The organism is Streptomyces xiamenensis (assembly GCF_000993785.3).
GTDB classification, from domain to species: Bacteria; Actinomycetota; Actinomycetes; order Streptomycetales; family Streptomycetaceae; genus Streptomyces; species Streptomyces xiamenensis.
In genome coordinates this window covers 4,043,502-4,056,331 of record NZ_CP009922.3, presented here as the reverse complement: position 1 = coordinate 4,056,331, position 12,830 = coordinate 4,043,502, and the positions used below count along the sequence as shown (strand labels likewise).

General features: G+C 73.3%; 10 protein-coding genes and 1 tRNA gene. 2 read left to right on the top strand and 9 right to left on the bottom strand.

Annotated elements, in window-relative coordinates:
* Positions 1 to 37 precede the first annotated feature (37 nt).
* The 5 genes from SXIM_RS18820 to SXIM_RS18800 all read right to left on the bottom strand — a co-directional run bounded on the left by SXIM_RS18820 (position 38) and on the right by SXIM_RS18800 (position 6,816).
* A complete protein-coding gene (locus SXIM_RS18820; protein ID WP_030737178.1) occupies positions 38 to 934 on the bottom strand; it encodes a DUF4429 domain-containing protein in 897 nt (298 codons plus the stop codon).
* A gap of 100 nt (positions 935 to 1,034) precedes the next feature.
* Positions 1,035 to 2,192, bottom strand: coding sequence for an acyl-CoA dehydrogenase family protein (locus SXIM_RS18815; protein WP_030737181.1), 1,158 nt, complete (start codon positions 2,190 to 2,192; stop codon positions 1,035 to 1,037).
* A 3-nt stretch (positions 2,193 to 2,195) separates the two neighbouring features.
* Entirely contained in the window at positions 2,196 to 3,125 is a 930-nt protein-coding gene (locus SXIM_RS18810) for a hydroxymethylglutaryl-CoA lyase (protein WP_046725771.1), read from the bottom strand.
* Between the two features lie 14 nt (positions 3,126 to 3,139).
* The gene (locus SXIM_RS18805) at positions 3,140 to 5,155 is read right to left on the bottom strand and encodes an acetyl/propionyl/methylcrotonyl-CoA carboxylase subunit alpha (protein WP_046724729.1); all 2,016 of its coding nucleotides are present in this window, start codon (positions 5,153 to 5,155) and stop codon (positions 3,140 to 3,142) included.
* Between the two features lie 29 nt (positions 5,156 to 5,184).
* Positions 5,185 to 6,816 carry a carboxyl transferase domain-containing protein gene (locus tag SXIM_RS18800; protein ID WP_046724728.1) on the bottom strand — a complete coding sequence of 544 codons (1,632 nt, stop codon included), beginning with the start codon at positions 6,814 to 6,816 and terminating at the stop codon, positions 5,185 to 5,187.
* A gap of 89 nt (positions 6,817 to 6,905) precedes the next feature.
* Between SXIM_RS18800 and SXIM_RS18795 the strand changes: the two genes are divergently transcribed.
* Complete coding sequence (locus tag SXIM_RS18795) at positions 6,906 to 7,523, top strand: SACE_7040 family transcriptional regulator (RefSeq protein ID WP_046724727.1); 618 nt, start codon at positions 6,906 to 6,908, stop codon at positions 7,521 to 7,523.
* A gap of 25 nt (positions 7,524 to 7,548) precedes the next feature.
* Here the strand turns inward: SXIM_RS18795 and SXIM_RS18790 are convergent, their stop codons facing one another.
* Positions 7,549 to 8,115: a TetR/AcrR family transcriptional regulator gene (locus SXIM_RS18790; RefSeq protein ID WP_046724726.1), complete on the bottom strand. Its 567-nt coding sequence runs from the start codon at positions 8,113 to 8,115 to the stop codon at positions 7,549 to 7,551.
* A 191-nt stretch (positions 8,116 to 8,306) separates the two neighbouring features.
* Between SXIM_RS18790 and SXIM_RS18785 the strand changes: the two genes are divergently transcribed.
* Positions 8,307 to 9,827 (top strand): MDR family MFS transporter, encoded by a 1,521-nt coding sequence (locus SXIM_RS18785; protein WP_078847104.1) that lies wholly within the window; start codon positions 8,307 to 8,309, stop codon positions 9,825 to 9,827.
* Here SXIM_RS18785 and SXIM_RS18780 read toward each other — a convergent pair.
* From SXIM_RS18780 to SXIM_RS18770, 3 genes are all read right to left on the bottom strand, one after another.
* Positions 9,746 to 10,546, bottom strand: coding sequence for an alpha/beta fold hydrolase (locus SXIM_RS18780; protein ID WP_046724725.1), 801 nt, complete (start codon positions 10,544 to 10,546; stop codon positions 9,746 to 9,748). The genes SXIM_RS18785 and SXIM_RS18780 overlap by 82 nt on opposite strands.
* A 115-nt stretch (positions 10,547 to 10,661) precedes the next feature.
* Positions 10,662 to 12,356 (bottom strand): tetratricopeptide repeat protein, encoded by a 1,695-nt coding sequence (locus SXIM_RS18775; RefSeq protein ID WP_053116249.1) that lies wholly within the window; start codon positions 12,354 to 12,356, stop codon positions 10,662 to 10,664.
* Between the two features lie 344 nt (positions 12,357 to 12,700).
* Positions 12,701 to 12,774, bottom strand: a tRNA-Met gene (locus tag SXIM_RS18770).
* Positions 12,775 to 12,830 lie beyond the last annotated feature (56 nt).

The window sequence follows — 12,830 nt, the reverse complement described above, 5'->3', positions numbered from 1 at the left end:
GGCCGCACGTCCCGGCGGTCGGCCGGATGGTGCTGTCCTACAACCGGTTGAGCAGGGCCTTCTTCGCCGCGCCGAACTCCTCGTCGGTCAGGACCCCGGTGTCGTGCAGTTCCCCCAGCTCCCACAGCCGGCGCAGCACCGCGTCCTGCTCGCCGCCCGCGTCCCCGCTCGCCACCAGCGGCGGCTCGGGCTGCGCGGGCACCGGCACGGGGACGGTCCCCTCCCCGGTGGAGGGGTGCGGCAGCCGGGCGGCCAGCGCGGCCACGAACAGCGCCGACTCGGTGACGTCCTTCACCTCGCGCCAGCCCCACATCACCACGCAGTTGGGGTCGTGGGAGGGCTTGGAGGTGGAGTGCGCGCCCTTGGGGTGCAGCCGGACGAAGCCGTTCTCTATCCGCGGCGGCGCCCACTCGACGGCGGCCAGATCGCTCAGCGCGATGACCCGGGCGCCGCTGTTCTTCTTGATGTCGTCCGCGCCCCAGCCCCAGTCGATGCGGATCTGTGCGCCGTCGAAGGTGGCCTCACCGTCCGAGGCGTGCAGCGTGATGGGCACCTGGGGCCCCGGCAGCAGATAGCGGTCGGTGGCGGTCGCGGGCACCTGCGCGGTCCGCACTGCCTCGGTGATCTCGGCCGCCAGTTCCCGGGCGGCGTCCGCCCGGTCGTGCGGCACCTCCAGCAGGTACGGATCGGCCACGGCCGGCAGCTTGCCGCCGGTCGCCTGTGTCAGCGGATCCGCGCCCTCCCTCAGGCGCAGCCGCAGTCTGTCGTGCTTGCGCCCGGGCTCGAAGGAAACCTCCGCCACCGCCTCCAGCGGCACGGTCAGCTCCCCCAGAGCGGTGCGGAGCGCATGCACCCCCTTCCCTTGCCCGGGCACGATGCGCAGCACCGAGCCGTCGAAATACCAGTTACCGGCTCGCTGGGTGATCTCAGCCATGTCACCAGATTGTGCCAGCAGGCCGCGAACGCCAAATTCCCCCCACCACCTACCCCACGGACCCCGCCGTGGGGCAGGCGCACCACCGTCCCGCGAAGGGTCAGACAAGCCCGAGTTCCCGGGCGATCAGCATGCGCTGGACCTCGCTCGTGCCCTCCCCGATCTCCAGGATCTTCGCGTCGCGCCACATCCTGGCGACCGGGTACTCGTTCATGAAGCCGTAGCCGCCGTGGATCTGGGTGGCCTCCCTGGCGTTGACCACGGCCACGTCCGAGGAGTGCAGCTTGGCCATCGCCGCCTCCTTCTTGAACGGCTCGCCCGCCATCAGCCGGGCCGCCGCGTCCCGCCAGGCCAGCCGCGCCGTGTGCGCCCGCATCTCCATGTCGGCCAGCTTGAACTGGATGGCCTGGTTGGCGCCGATCGGGCGGCCGAACGCCTCCCGCTCCCCCGCGTACCGCACCGACTCGTCCACGCAGCCCTGCGCGAGCCCGGTGCCCAGCGCCGAGATGGCGATCCGGCCCTCGTCCAGGATCCGCAGGAACTGGGCGTACCCGCGGCCCTCCTCCCCCAGCAGGTTCTCCACCGGCACCCGGACGTCGGAGAAGGACAGCTCCCGGGTGTCGGAGGCGTTCCAGCCGACCTTGGAGTAGGCGGGGGCCACCGTGAAGCCGGGGGTGCCGGAGGGCACGATGATGGTGGAGATCAGCGGGGAGCCGTCCGGCTTGCGGCCGGTGACGGCGGTGACCGTGACGAGCCCGGTGATGTCGGTCCCGGAGTTGGTGATGAAGCTCTTGGTTCCGTTGATCACCCACATGTCCCCGTCCCGCACCGCAGTGGTACGGGTGCCCCCAGCGTCGGAGCCGACGCCGGGCTCGGTCAGCCCGAAGGCGCCCAGCATCTCGCCCGAGCACAGCTTCGGCAGCCAGCGTTCCTTCTGGTCGGCGGTGCCGTAGCGGTAAATCGGCATGGCCCCCAGCGAGACCCCCGCCTCCAGGGTGATGGCCACCGAGGAGTCCACCCGCGCCAGCTCCTCCAGGGCCAGGCACAGCGCCAGGTAATCGCCGCCCATGCCGCCGTACTCCTCGGGGAACGGCAGCCCGAACAGCCCCATGGCGGCCATCTCGCGGACGATCTCGTACGGGAAGGCGTGGCGTTCGTAGAACTCCCCGATCCTCGGGGCCACCACGTCGTGGGCGAACGCCTCCACGGTGCGGCGCAGTTCTTCGTGCTCCGGGGTCAGGCGGTGGTCCAGTGCCATGGGTCAGGACTCCTTGTGGGAGAGCGCGCGTACGGTGCGCGAAGGGCTGGGCCGGCCGAGGTGTGAGGCCAGCCAGTCGCTGGTGGCGACGAGTCGCCGCAGGTCGACGCCGGTGTCGATGCCCAGGCCCTGGAGCATCCACAGCAGGTCCTCGGTGGCGAGGTTGCCCGTGGCGCTCTTGGCGAACGGGCAGCCGCCGAGACCGCCCGCGGAGGCGTCGACGGTGGTGACGCCGTGCCGCAGGGCGGTGAGGGTGTTCGACAGGGCCTGGCCGTAGGTGTCGTGGAAGTGGACGGCGAGCCGGCCGGGCGGCACCCCGGCCTCCCCCAGCGCGCCGAGCAGCGCGGTGACCTGCCCCGGGGTGGCGACCCCGATGGTGTCCCCGAGACTGATCTCCTCGCACCCCAGGTCGAGCAGGCGCAGCACCACGCGCACCACCTGCGCGGCCGGTACCGGCCCCTCCCAGGGGTCGCCGAAGCACATGGAGAGGTAGCCGCGCACCGGGACCTCGGCGCGCAGCGCGCGGCTCACCACCGGCTCGAACATGGTGAGGGTCTCGTCCACCGTGCGGTTGAGGTTGGCCTGGGCGAAGGACTCGGTGGCGCTGGCGAACACCGCGATCTCGCGGACTCCGAGCGACAGTGCGCGGTCCAGGCCGCGTTCGTTGGGGACCAGTACGGGCAGCCGGACGGCGCGGTCGCCGAGGTCCTCCAGCAGTGGCATCAGCTCCGCCGCGTCCGCGAGCTGAGGGACCCAGGCGGGGTGGACGAAGCTGGTGGCCTCGACGGTGGTGAGCCCGGCGTCGGCCAGCCGGTGGATGAACTCGGCCTTGACGGCGACGGGGACGATCGTCTTCTCGTTCTGCAGGCCGTCCCGGGGGCCCACCTCGTGGATGCGGACCCGGGCGGGCAGACCCGCGTCGGGGACGCGCATGGGGAGTTCGCCGGTCACGGGGCCTCCTCGTCCTGGTGGGCGGCGACGACGGCCAGCACCTGGTCCATGGCGACGGTGCTGCCGGCGGTGACGTCGAGGGCGGTGACGGTGCCGGCGTGCGGGGCGGTGATGAGGTGTTCCATCTTCATGGCCTCGACGACCAGCAGGGTCTGCCCGGCGCTCACCTGGTCGCCGGCCGCCGCCTTGACGACGGTGACGGTGCCGGGCATCGGCGCGGTGAGGGCGTCGGCGCCGGCCTCGGTGCCGCCGCGCGCCGCGGCGGCCAGCGCGTCGTAGGGGCGCGGCTGCCAGCTGTCCCCGTCCCGGCCGAGCCATCCGTCGGCGTGCGCGAAGTGATACGTGTACCCCTCATATTCGAGGTGGACGTCCGGCTCGCCGGGCGCCGACAGCAGCCGGGCGGGTACGGGGTCGGCGTCCCCGATCCGTACCTCCCCGGGGCGCACGCACACCGTGACGGGCTCCCGCCCCGGCACCCGCAGCGGATGCGGTGTCCAGGCGGGTTCGGCGCCCAGCCGCCACCCGGACGGCGCGGCGAACGGGTCGCTCCAGCCGGTGTCGGGATCCGGGGCCGGCTCCAGCGCGGCGTGCGCCAGCAGCGCCGCCGCCGCGTACACCTCCCGCGGCACCTCCTGCGGTACGAGCGCCGCAGCGTCCGCGTCCACCAGCCCGGTGTCCAGGGCGCCCGCCACCACCCGCTCGTCGGCCAGCAGCCGGCGCAGGAAGCCCGCGTTGGTGTCCACGCCCAGCACCACCGTGGCGCCCAGGGCGGCCCGCAGCCGGCCCAGCGCGGTGGCCCGGTCGGGAGCGTACGCGATGATCTTGGCGAGCAGCGGGTCGTACGCCGTGCCGACCTCGCCGCCGGCGCCCGCGCGCAGCCCGGAGTCCACCCGTACCCCCTCCCCCGCCGGCTCGCGCAGCAGCAGCACCCGCCCGGCCGAGGGCAGGAAGTCCACGTGCCGCCGCCCGTCCGCGTCCTGCGCGACGCGCGGCGTCTCCGCGCACAGCCGCGCCTCCACCGCGTGCCCGGTGAGCGTGATCCGGTCCTGGCCCAGCGGCAGCGGCTGCCCGGCGGCGACCCGCAGCTGCCACTCCACCAGGTCGATCCCGGTGACGAGTTCGGTGACGGGGTGCTCGACCTGCAGGCGGGTGTTCATCTCCATGAAGCAGTACGCGCCGGGGTCGGCGCCGGGGACGATGAACTCCACCGTGCCCGCGCCCCGGTAGCCGCAGGAGCGGGCGGCGGCGACGGCGGCCTCGCCCATGGCGGCGCGGGTGGCTTCGTCCAGCAGCGGGCTGGGCGCCTCCTCGATGATCTTCTGGTGGCGGCGCTGGAGGGAGCACTCGCGTTCGCCGAGGTGGACGACGTTGCCGTGGTCGTCCGCGAACACCTGGATCTCGATGTGGCGGGGCCGGTCGATCCAGCGTTCCACCAGCAGGGTGTCGTCGCCGAAGGCGGCCAGCGCCTGCCGCCGGGCGGCGCCGATCTCCTCCTCCAGGCGGGCCTCGTCGCGCACCAGCCGCATGCCTTTGCCGCCGCCGCCCGCCGACGGTTTCAGCAGCACCGGCATGCCCAGCTTGCGGGCGGCGGCGGCCAGTTCGGCTCCCGAGGCACCGGGTACCACCGGGACCCCGGCCGCCGCGACCGTCTCCTTGGCGCGGATCTTGTCGCCCATCAGCGCGATCGCCTCGGCCGGCGGGCCCACGAAGGTGAGCCCGGCGGCGGTCACGGCCCGCGCGAAGGCGGCGTTCTCGGCCAGGAAGCCGTAGCCGGGGTGGACAGCCGCGGCCCCGGTGCGGCGCGCCGCCGCCAGCAGCGCCTCGATCGACAGATAGCTGTCCGCGGCCGGGGCCGGGCCGATGCGGACGGCCGTGTCCGCCTCCCGCACGTGCCGGGCGCCGGCGTCCGCGTCGCTGTACACGGCGATGGCGCGGATGCCCAGCCGGCGCAGGGTGCGGATGATCCGCACCGCGATCTCGCCCCGGTTGGCGACCAGCACGCTCTCCATCATCACGTTCGCTGCCACTGCTGCTCCCTCACTCACATCCGGAAGACGCCGTAGCCGGGCTCGCCCAGCGGGGCACCCGCGCACACGGTGAGCGCCAGGCCGAGGACCGTACGGGTCTGCAGCGGGTCGATGACGCCGTCGTCCCACAGCCGGGCGGTGGCGTAGTAGGCGTTGCCCTGGGCCTCGTAGCCGGCCCGGATGGGCTCCTTGAACGCCTCCTCCTCGGCGTCCGGCCATTCCTCGCCGCGCGCGGCCAGCTGGTCGCGCTTGACGGTGGCCAGGACGGAGGCGGCCTGTTCGCCGCCCATCACGGAGATCTTGGCGCCGGGCCACATCCACAGGAAGCGCGGGCTGTACGCCCGGCCGCACATCGAGTAGTTGCCGGCCCCGTAGCTGCCGCCGATGACGACGGTGAGCTTGGGGACGCGGGCGCAGGAGACGGCGGTGACCATCTTGGCGCCGTGCTTGGCGATGCCGCCGGCCTCGTACGCCCGCCCCACCATGAAGCCGGAGATGTTCTGCAGGAACAGCAGCGGGATGCCGCGCTGGTCGCACAGCTCGATGAAGTGGGCGCCCTTCTGGGCGGATTCGGAGAACAGGATGCCGTTGTTGGCGATGACGCCGACCGGGTGGCCGTGGATGCGGGCGAATCCGGTGACCAGGGTGGGGCCGTAGCGTTCCTTGAACTCGTGGAAGCGGGAGCCGTCCACCAGCCGGGCGATGACCTCGCGCACGTCGTAGGGGGTGCGCGGGTCGGCGGGGACCACCCCGTACAGGCCCTCCTCGTCGGCGGCCGGCGGCTCGGGCGCGGTGACCTCCCAGGGCGGCGCGGGCGCGGCGGGGAGGGTGGAGACGATGCTGCGGACGATGCGCAGCGCGTGGGCGTCGTTCTCGGCGAGGTGGTCGGTGACGCCGGAGGTCTTGGTGTGGACGTCGCCGCCGCCCAGTTCCTCGGCGGTGACGACCTCGCCGGTGGCGGCCTTCACCAGGGGCGGGCCGCCCAGGAAGATGGTGCCCTGGTCGCGGACGATGACGGCCTCGTCGCTCATGGCGGGGACGTAGGCGCCGCCGGCCGTGCAGGAGCCGAGCACGGCGGCGATCTGCGGGATGCCCGCGCCCGACAGCCTGGCCTGGTGGTAGAAGATCCGGCCGAAGTGGTCGCGGTCGGGGAAGACCTCGTCCTGCATCGGCAGGAACGCGCCGCCGGAGTCGACGAGGTACAGGCACGGGAGCCGGTTCTCCAGGGCGATCTCCTGGGCGCGCAGATGCTTCTTGACCGTCATCGGGAAGTACGCGCCGCCCTTGACGGTCGCGTCGTTGGCAACGATGACGGCCAGCCGTCCCGAGACCCGGCCGATGCCGGCGATCACCCCGGCGGCGGGGGCCTGGCCGTCGTACATGCCGTCGGCGGCGAGCGGGGCCAGTTCCAGGAAGGGCGAGCCGGGGTCCAGGAGGGCGTCCACCCGGTCGCGGGGCAGCAGCTTGCCGCGGGCGGTGTGCCGGGCGCGGGCGCGTTCGCCGCCGCCGAGCCGGGCGGTGGCCAGTTTCTCGCGGAGCCGGGCGGCCAGTTCCCGGTGGGCGGCCTCGTTGGCGCCGTACGCCGCCGAGGCGGGGTCTGCGGCGCTGGTGAGCACCGGTGCCTGCGGAGTCTGTGCCTGCCGCATGATCGCTCGGCCTCCCTTACCAGCTGTGCGGAGCGGTGTGCCGAGCGTCAGGTTAACGCTCGCTAACCGGACTGTCTACAATCGGACCCATGAACACGCACGCCGGACCCGCCGGAACCCGCAGAGAACAGATCCTGCGCGAGGCGTCCCGGCTCTTCGCCGAGCACGGCTTCCTCGGCATCGGGGTCGACCAGATAGGGGCGGCAGTCGGCATCAGCGGACCGGCCCTGTACCGGCACTTCGCCGGCAAGGAGGCCATGCTCACCGAGCTGCTGGTGGGCATCAGCAGCCGGCTGCGGGACGGCGGACGGCAGCGGGTGGCCGAGGCCAGAGCGGCCGGGCTGCCGCCGCGCGAGGCGCTGGACGCGCTGATCGCCGGGCACATCGACTTCGCGCTGGACGACCGCGCGCTGATCACCCTGCACGACCGGGAGCTGAACCGGGTGCCGGAGGCGGACCGCAAGCAGGTGCGGCAGCTTCAGCGGCAGTACGTGGAACTGTGGGTGGAGATCGTGCGCGAGGTGCACCCCGGACTGGCCGAGGCGGAGGCGCGGACAGCCGTCCACGCGGTCTTCGGCCTGCTGAACTCCACCCCGCGCCTGGTGCGGCCGGGTGCCGCTCCGGACCGCGAGACGACAGCGGCCCTGCTGCACCGGCTGGCGTCGGGCGCCTTCGAGGCGGCGGGCGGGGCCGCCGCCTCGCGCTGATCGCGGCGGCGTGAGCCGCGGCGCGTCAGAGCCGCAACAGTTCCAGGGAAAGCTTGCGGGCCGCCTCCGCGAGCTCCTCGTCCGTCGCGTCCAGGTCCCGGCCCGCGATCATGCTCATCTGCACGGTCAGCAGCGCGAGCCGGGCGCGCAGCTTCTCCTCCAGCGGGGCGTCCGGGTCGGTGACCGCGTCGAACAGCAGCTGGAAGCGCTGGAACATACCCTCCCGGCCCGGCTTCAACTCGCGCAGGGTGTGCTGGTTGGCCATGGCGAAGCGGAACATCCGCACACCCTGCCGGGCGGTCAGCGCGCTCCAGCGCTCGATGACCTCGCGGCGCAGCTCGGGGCCGCGCGGCTGCTTGCCCGCCCAGTCGATGAGCTCGTCGACGGCGGCCAGCTGCCGGCTGAGGAGCGAGACGACGATGTCCTCTTTGTTCGTGAAGTGGTAGTACAGGGCGGCCTTGGTGATGCCGAGCCGTTCGGCGATCTCCCGCATCGAGGTGGCCTCGTAGCCCCGCTCGGTGAAGAGGTCCAGGGCGACCTCCTGGATCCTGGCCTTGGTGTCCTGCCCCGACCGGCGCCCCGCGCCTGCCATGACTACCGCCCTTCGCCGCTTCTTTACCGGCACCTTGCCCGAACGCCTGTTGCACACCCTATCGGCCTCGGCTAACTTACTGACCGACCGGTAAGTGCGAGTCAGCTGGACGGACCACCCTCATGGCTTCACCCACGCCCCAGGAAACCCCCGCGCCTCCCTCCTTCACGCCCCGCGAGATCATGCTCACGATGAGTGGTCTGATCATCGCCATGACGCTGGCGATGCTCGACAACATGATCGTCGCCCCGGCGCTGCCCACCATCGTCGGCGACCTCGGCGGGCTCAACCACCTCGCCTGGGTCACCACCGGCTACCTGCTGGCCTCGACCGCCGCCACCCCCCTGTGGGGCAAGCTCGGCGACCTCTACGGCCGCCGGATCACCTTCGTCACCGCCGTGGTGATCTTCCTCATCGGTTCCGTACTGGCCGGCGCCGCCCAGAACATGGCCGAGCTGATCGCCTTCCGCGCCCTCCAGGGCCTGGGCGCCGGCGGCCTGATGGTGGGCGTCCTGGCCGTCATCGCCGAGATCGTGCCGCCGCGCGAACGCGGCAAGTACCAGGGCATGATGATGGCCGTCATGCCGGTGGCCATGATCGGCGGCCCGCTGGTCGGCGGCTTCATCACCGACAACTTCAGCTGGCGCTGGGCCTTCTACGTGAACCTCCCGCTGGGCCTCGTCGCCCTCGTGGTCTGCTGGCTCACCCTGGCCCGGCTGCCGCGCGGCGCCGCCGCCACCGGCGCGGCCCGCCCCCGCATCGACTGGAGCGGCGCGGCGCTGCTCACCACCTGGATCACGGCCCTGGTGCTCATCACCAGCTGGGGCGGCACCGAGTACGCCTGGGGCTCCCCGCAGATCCTCGGCCTCGCGGCGCTGACCGTGCTCGCCTTCGCCGCTTTCGTCACGGTGGAACGCCGGGCCGCCGAGCCGGTGATGCCGCTGTCGGTGTTCACCAGCCGCAACTTCTCCCTCGCCGGAACACTCGCCCTGGTCGTCGGCTTCGTGATGTTCGGCGGGGTGACCTTCCTGCCGCAGTACCAGCAGTTCGTCCAGGGCTCCTCCGCCACCAACAGCGGGCTGCTGCTCATGCCGATGATGATCGCCGCGATGGTGATGTCCCTGGCCGGCGGCCAGCTCATCAGCAGAACCGGCCGCTACCGCGCGCTGCCGATCGCGGGCACCGCCCTGATGGCGGTGGCCCTGCTGCTGTTCACCACCATCGGCACGGACACCTCCAAGACCACCGTCGCCCTGTACATGGTGCTGATGGGCCTGGGCATGGGCTGCCTGATGCAGACCACCACGCTGATCGCCCAGAACAGCGCCCCCGCGAAGGACGTCGGCGCGGCGACCGGCGCGGTGACCTTCCTGCGCAACATGGGCGGTTCGCTCGGTGTCTCGCTGCTCGGTGCCGTCTACACCTCGCACGTCACCGGCAACGCCGGAGAACTCGGCTCCGACGTCACCCAGATGACCCCCGACCTGCTGAAGTCCCTCCCGGAGCAGTCCCGCGAGGTCTTCCAGCGGGCGGTGACGGACGGCGTGACCGCCACCTTCTGGTGGGCGGCGGTGATCGCGGCGGCCGGCTTCGTGCTCGCCTGGTTCATCCGCCAGGTGCCGCTGCGCGGTTACGACGCGCCCGCGTCGTCCCCGGAGCGCAGGAAGTCCAGCACCAGGGGCGAGGAGATGGCCGAGAACTCCTCGAAGTAGGCATGCCGCGCCCCCTCGATCAGCTCCAGGTGGGCCCCGGGGATCCGGCCGGCGAGCAACGGGGCGTTGGCCACGGGGTTGAACCGGTCCTCGGTGCCGTGCAGGACGAGCGTGTGCGCGCCGATGGCGGGCAGCACGTCCCAGGCGTCGTGCCCGTTGCTGGCCAGCAGATGGCGCCGCCTGGCGTACCCGGGCATGGCGCCGTCGCCGAGCGTCGCGTACGGACCGGGGTGGGCGGCCGTCCAGCCGGGGGTGTACATCAGGTCGATGAGCGCGCGCCGGATCTCGGCGGGGGTGCCCTGAGCCAGCGAGCGGCGTACGTCGTTGCCGCGTTCCACGGCGTGCGGCCCGCCGGGCGAGGTGCAGCCCAGCACCAGCGACCGCACCCGGTCCGGGTACGCCGCCGCCACCCACTGGGCCACCCGGCCGCCCATGGACGTCCCGTAGACGTGGGCCCGTCCGATGCCGAGTGCGTCCAGCACGGCGATCACATCGCCGGCGAACCCCCGGGTGCTGTACGGCACATCGGGCTTGTCACTGTCACCCGTCCCGCGCCAGTCGAGGGTGACGGTACGGTGCGCGGCGGCGAAGTCCGCGCGCACCGGGTCCCACCACCCGTGGCTGTTGGACTGCCCGGCGAGCAGTACCAGCGGCTCCCCGGCGCCGGACACCTGATACGCGATCCGGACCTCGTCTGCGGCAACGGCGAACTCACCCACTCCGCCATTCTCCCGCACCGGTGAGGATGAGCGGTATGACGATCACCGGCGAGGCCGATGCCGCGCAGCCGGCCGGGCCTGCGCCGGACCACCGTACGGGGCCCGGCCCAGGGCGTCAGGCCGTCAGCTCCTGGCGCAGCGCCTCCCGCAGGCGGGCGGCGCGCTCCGCGACCTCCGGCGGGCCCAGCTCCATCGCGCGGGTGCACCAGATGCCGCCCGCGTCCAGGTCGCCCCTGCGCGACGCCAGCAGGGCCAGGCGCAGCGCGGCACGGCCGTGGCCGGCCTCCGCCGCCCGCGTCCACCACAGCGCCGCCTCCGGCTCGCTGCCCTCCCTGGCCAGCAACAGGCCCAGGTTGAACGCGCCGTTGCGGCTGCCGGCCTCCGCCGCCGCCCGGTACCAGCGGGCCGCCGTCACCACGTCGCCCCGCCCCGCCGCGCACATGCCCAGCCGCACCTGCGCACGCCGGTGGCCGCGCTCGGCCGCCCGCTCGTACCACTCCTCGTGCTCGGTGCCCGGCCGCGCACCCGGCTCGGCAGGGCCCGGCTCCGCGTCCTGCTCCGGTCCGGCGGCGCGCAGCGCGCGCCGCTCCAGCAGCACCGCCAGCCGGAACGCGCCCTCCACGCTCCCGCCGTCCGCCGCCACCCGCAGCTGCTCCTCGGCCCGCCGCAGGTCGGCCTCCGAGGAGCCGGGACGCAGCAGACCGACCGCGATCTGCAGCGCCGCCTCCGCGTGCCCGGCCGCCGCCGCCTGCTCGTACCAGCGCCGCGCCAGGGCCGTCTCGCCGCGCCCGGCGTGCAGGATGCCCAGGTTGAACGCGGCGTCGACGCTGCCCGCCTCGGCCGCCTTGGAGAACCACGGCTCCGCGCCGGCCGCGTCGCCGCGCTGCAGCAGCAGCACGGCCAGCGCGTTGGCCGCCTCCCGGTGGCCCGCGTACGCGGCCCGCCGGTACCACTGCTCGGCCTGCGCCATCCGGTTGGCCTCGACGCTCAGCAGCGCCAGGTTGAAGGCGCCGTTCATGTCGCCGGCCTCGACCGCCGCCCGGTACCAGCGCTGCGCCTCCTGGCGCTCGCCACGCTCGGCGTGCAGCGCGCCCAGCGCGTTGGCCGCCGGGCCGTCACCGTCGCGGGCCGCGCGCCGCCACCAGTGCTCGGCACCGTCCGCCTCGTCGGCGTCCCGCAGCAGGAAGCCCAGCGCACTGGCCGCCTTCGCCTCGCCGGCCTCGGCCGCCTCCTGGTACCAGCGGCCCGCCTCGGCGAGCGCGCCGTCCGCCTCCAGCAGCGCGCCCAGACGCAGCGCCGCGCCCCGGTGCCCGCGCGCCGCCGCCTGCCGGAACCACGGCTCGGCGGCCGGGCCGCCTTCGGCCCGCGCCAGCAGCGTGGCGTAGCGGTACGCGCCCTCCCGGTGCCCGCGCTCGGCGGCCATCCGGAACCAGCGCGCGGCCTCCGCGGCGCCCCGGTGGTCCAGCAGCGCGGCCAGCGCGAACGCGCCCGAGGCGTGGCCGCTCTCGGCCGCCTGCCGCAGCCAGAACTCGGCCGCCGTCTCGTCGCCGCGCTCGCGGTGGTGCCGGCCCAGCGCGTGCGCGGCCGGTGCCGAACCCGCGACGGCCGCGATCCGCCACCACTCGGCGGCCTCGTCCACCCGCCCGGACTGGGCGAGCAGCACGCCGAGATTGTTGGCGGCCGATCGCTCCCCCTCCGCCGCCGCGGCCCGCAGGCGCGGCTCGGCGGTTTCCAGCTCGCCCAAGCGCAGCAGCCGCGCGCCCTCCAGCGCGGCCGCATGGCTGCTCTCGAACCCTGCCTTGTCCCCCATAAGGTCCATAATCGCACCACCTGAAACCTGCGTACACCTGGTATACCGCAGCCAGTGAAGTCACTTGAGCGTTTTGTCGACTTCCCGATATGGATACATCCAAACGCCTCAGCAGGAGTGGAGTTGGGAGCGAATCCGGATGCATCGGTCCGTCGCCACGCAGTATGCCGTCAAGCACTGACAGAACGGCCGCAACGACACAGCGAGTTGACCAGCCTTGACCAGCCATGGAGGAACAACTGGCGTACGACGCGCGCCGGTCGCACCCGCACGCGCCCCAAGTGCCGCCGCACGACAACGAAGAGGGCCCGGGAACCATTTCTGGTTCCCGGGCCCTCAGGCAGTAGCGGGGACAGGATTTGAACCTGCGACCTCTGGGTTATGAGCCCAGCGAGCTACCGAGCTGCTCCACCCCGCGCCGTTTTGTGTTTCTTTGCCCCCTTGCGGGAACAAGTAGAACACTACCACGGGGTG

Coding starts and splice junctions, on each gene's coding strand:
- SXIM_RS18820 (WP_030737178.1), bottom strand. CDS start 934: ATGGCTGAGATCACCCAGCGAGCCGGTAACTGGTATTTCGACGGCTCG.
- SXIM_RS18815 (WP_030737181.1), bottom strand. CDS start 2,192: ATGGCACTGGACCACCGCCTGACCCCGGAGCACGAAGAACTGCGCCGC.
- SXIM_RS18810 (WP_046725771.1), bottom strand. CDS start 3,125: ATGCGCGTCCCCGACGCGGGTCTGCCCGCCCGGGTCCGCATCCACGAG.
- SXIM_RS18805 (WP_046724729.1), bottom strand. CDS start 5,155: ATGATGGAGAGCGTGCTGGTCGCCAACCGGGGCGAGATCGCGGTGCGG.
- SXIM_RS18800 (WP_046724728.1), bottom strand. CDS start 6,816: ATGCGGCAGGCACAGACTCCGCAGGCACCGGTGCTCACCAGCGCCGCA.
- SXIM_RS18795 (WP_046724727.1), top strand. CDS start 6,906: ATGAACACGCACGCCGGACCCGCCGGAACCCGCAGAGAACAGATCCTG.
- SXIM_RS18790 (WP_046724726.1), bottom strand. CDS start 8,115: ATGGCAGGCGCGGGGCGCCGGTCGGGGCAGGACACCAAGGCCAGGATC.
- SXIM_RS18785 (WP_078847104.1), top strand. CDS start 8,307: ATGAGTGGTCTGATCATCGCCATGACGCTGGCGATGCTCGACAACATG.
- SXIM_RS18775 (WP_053116249.1), bottom strand. CDS start 12,356: ATGGGGGACAAGGCAGGGTTCGAGAGCAGCCATGCGGCCGCGCTGGAG.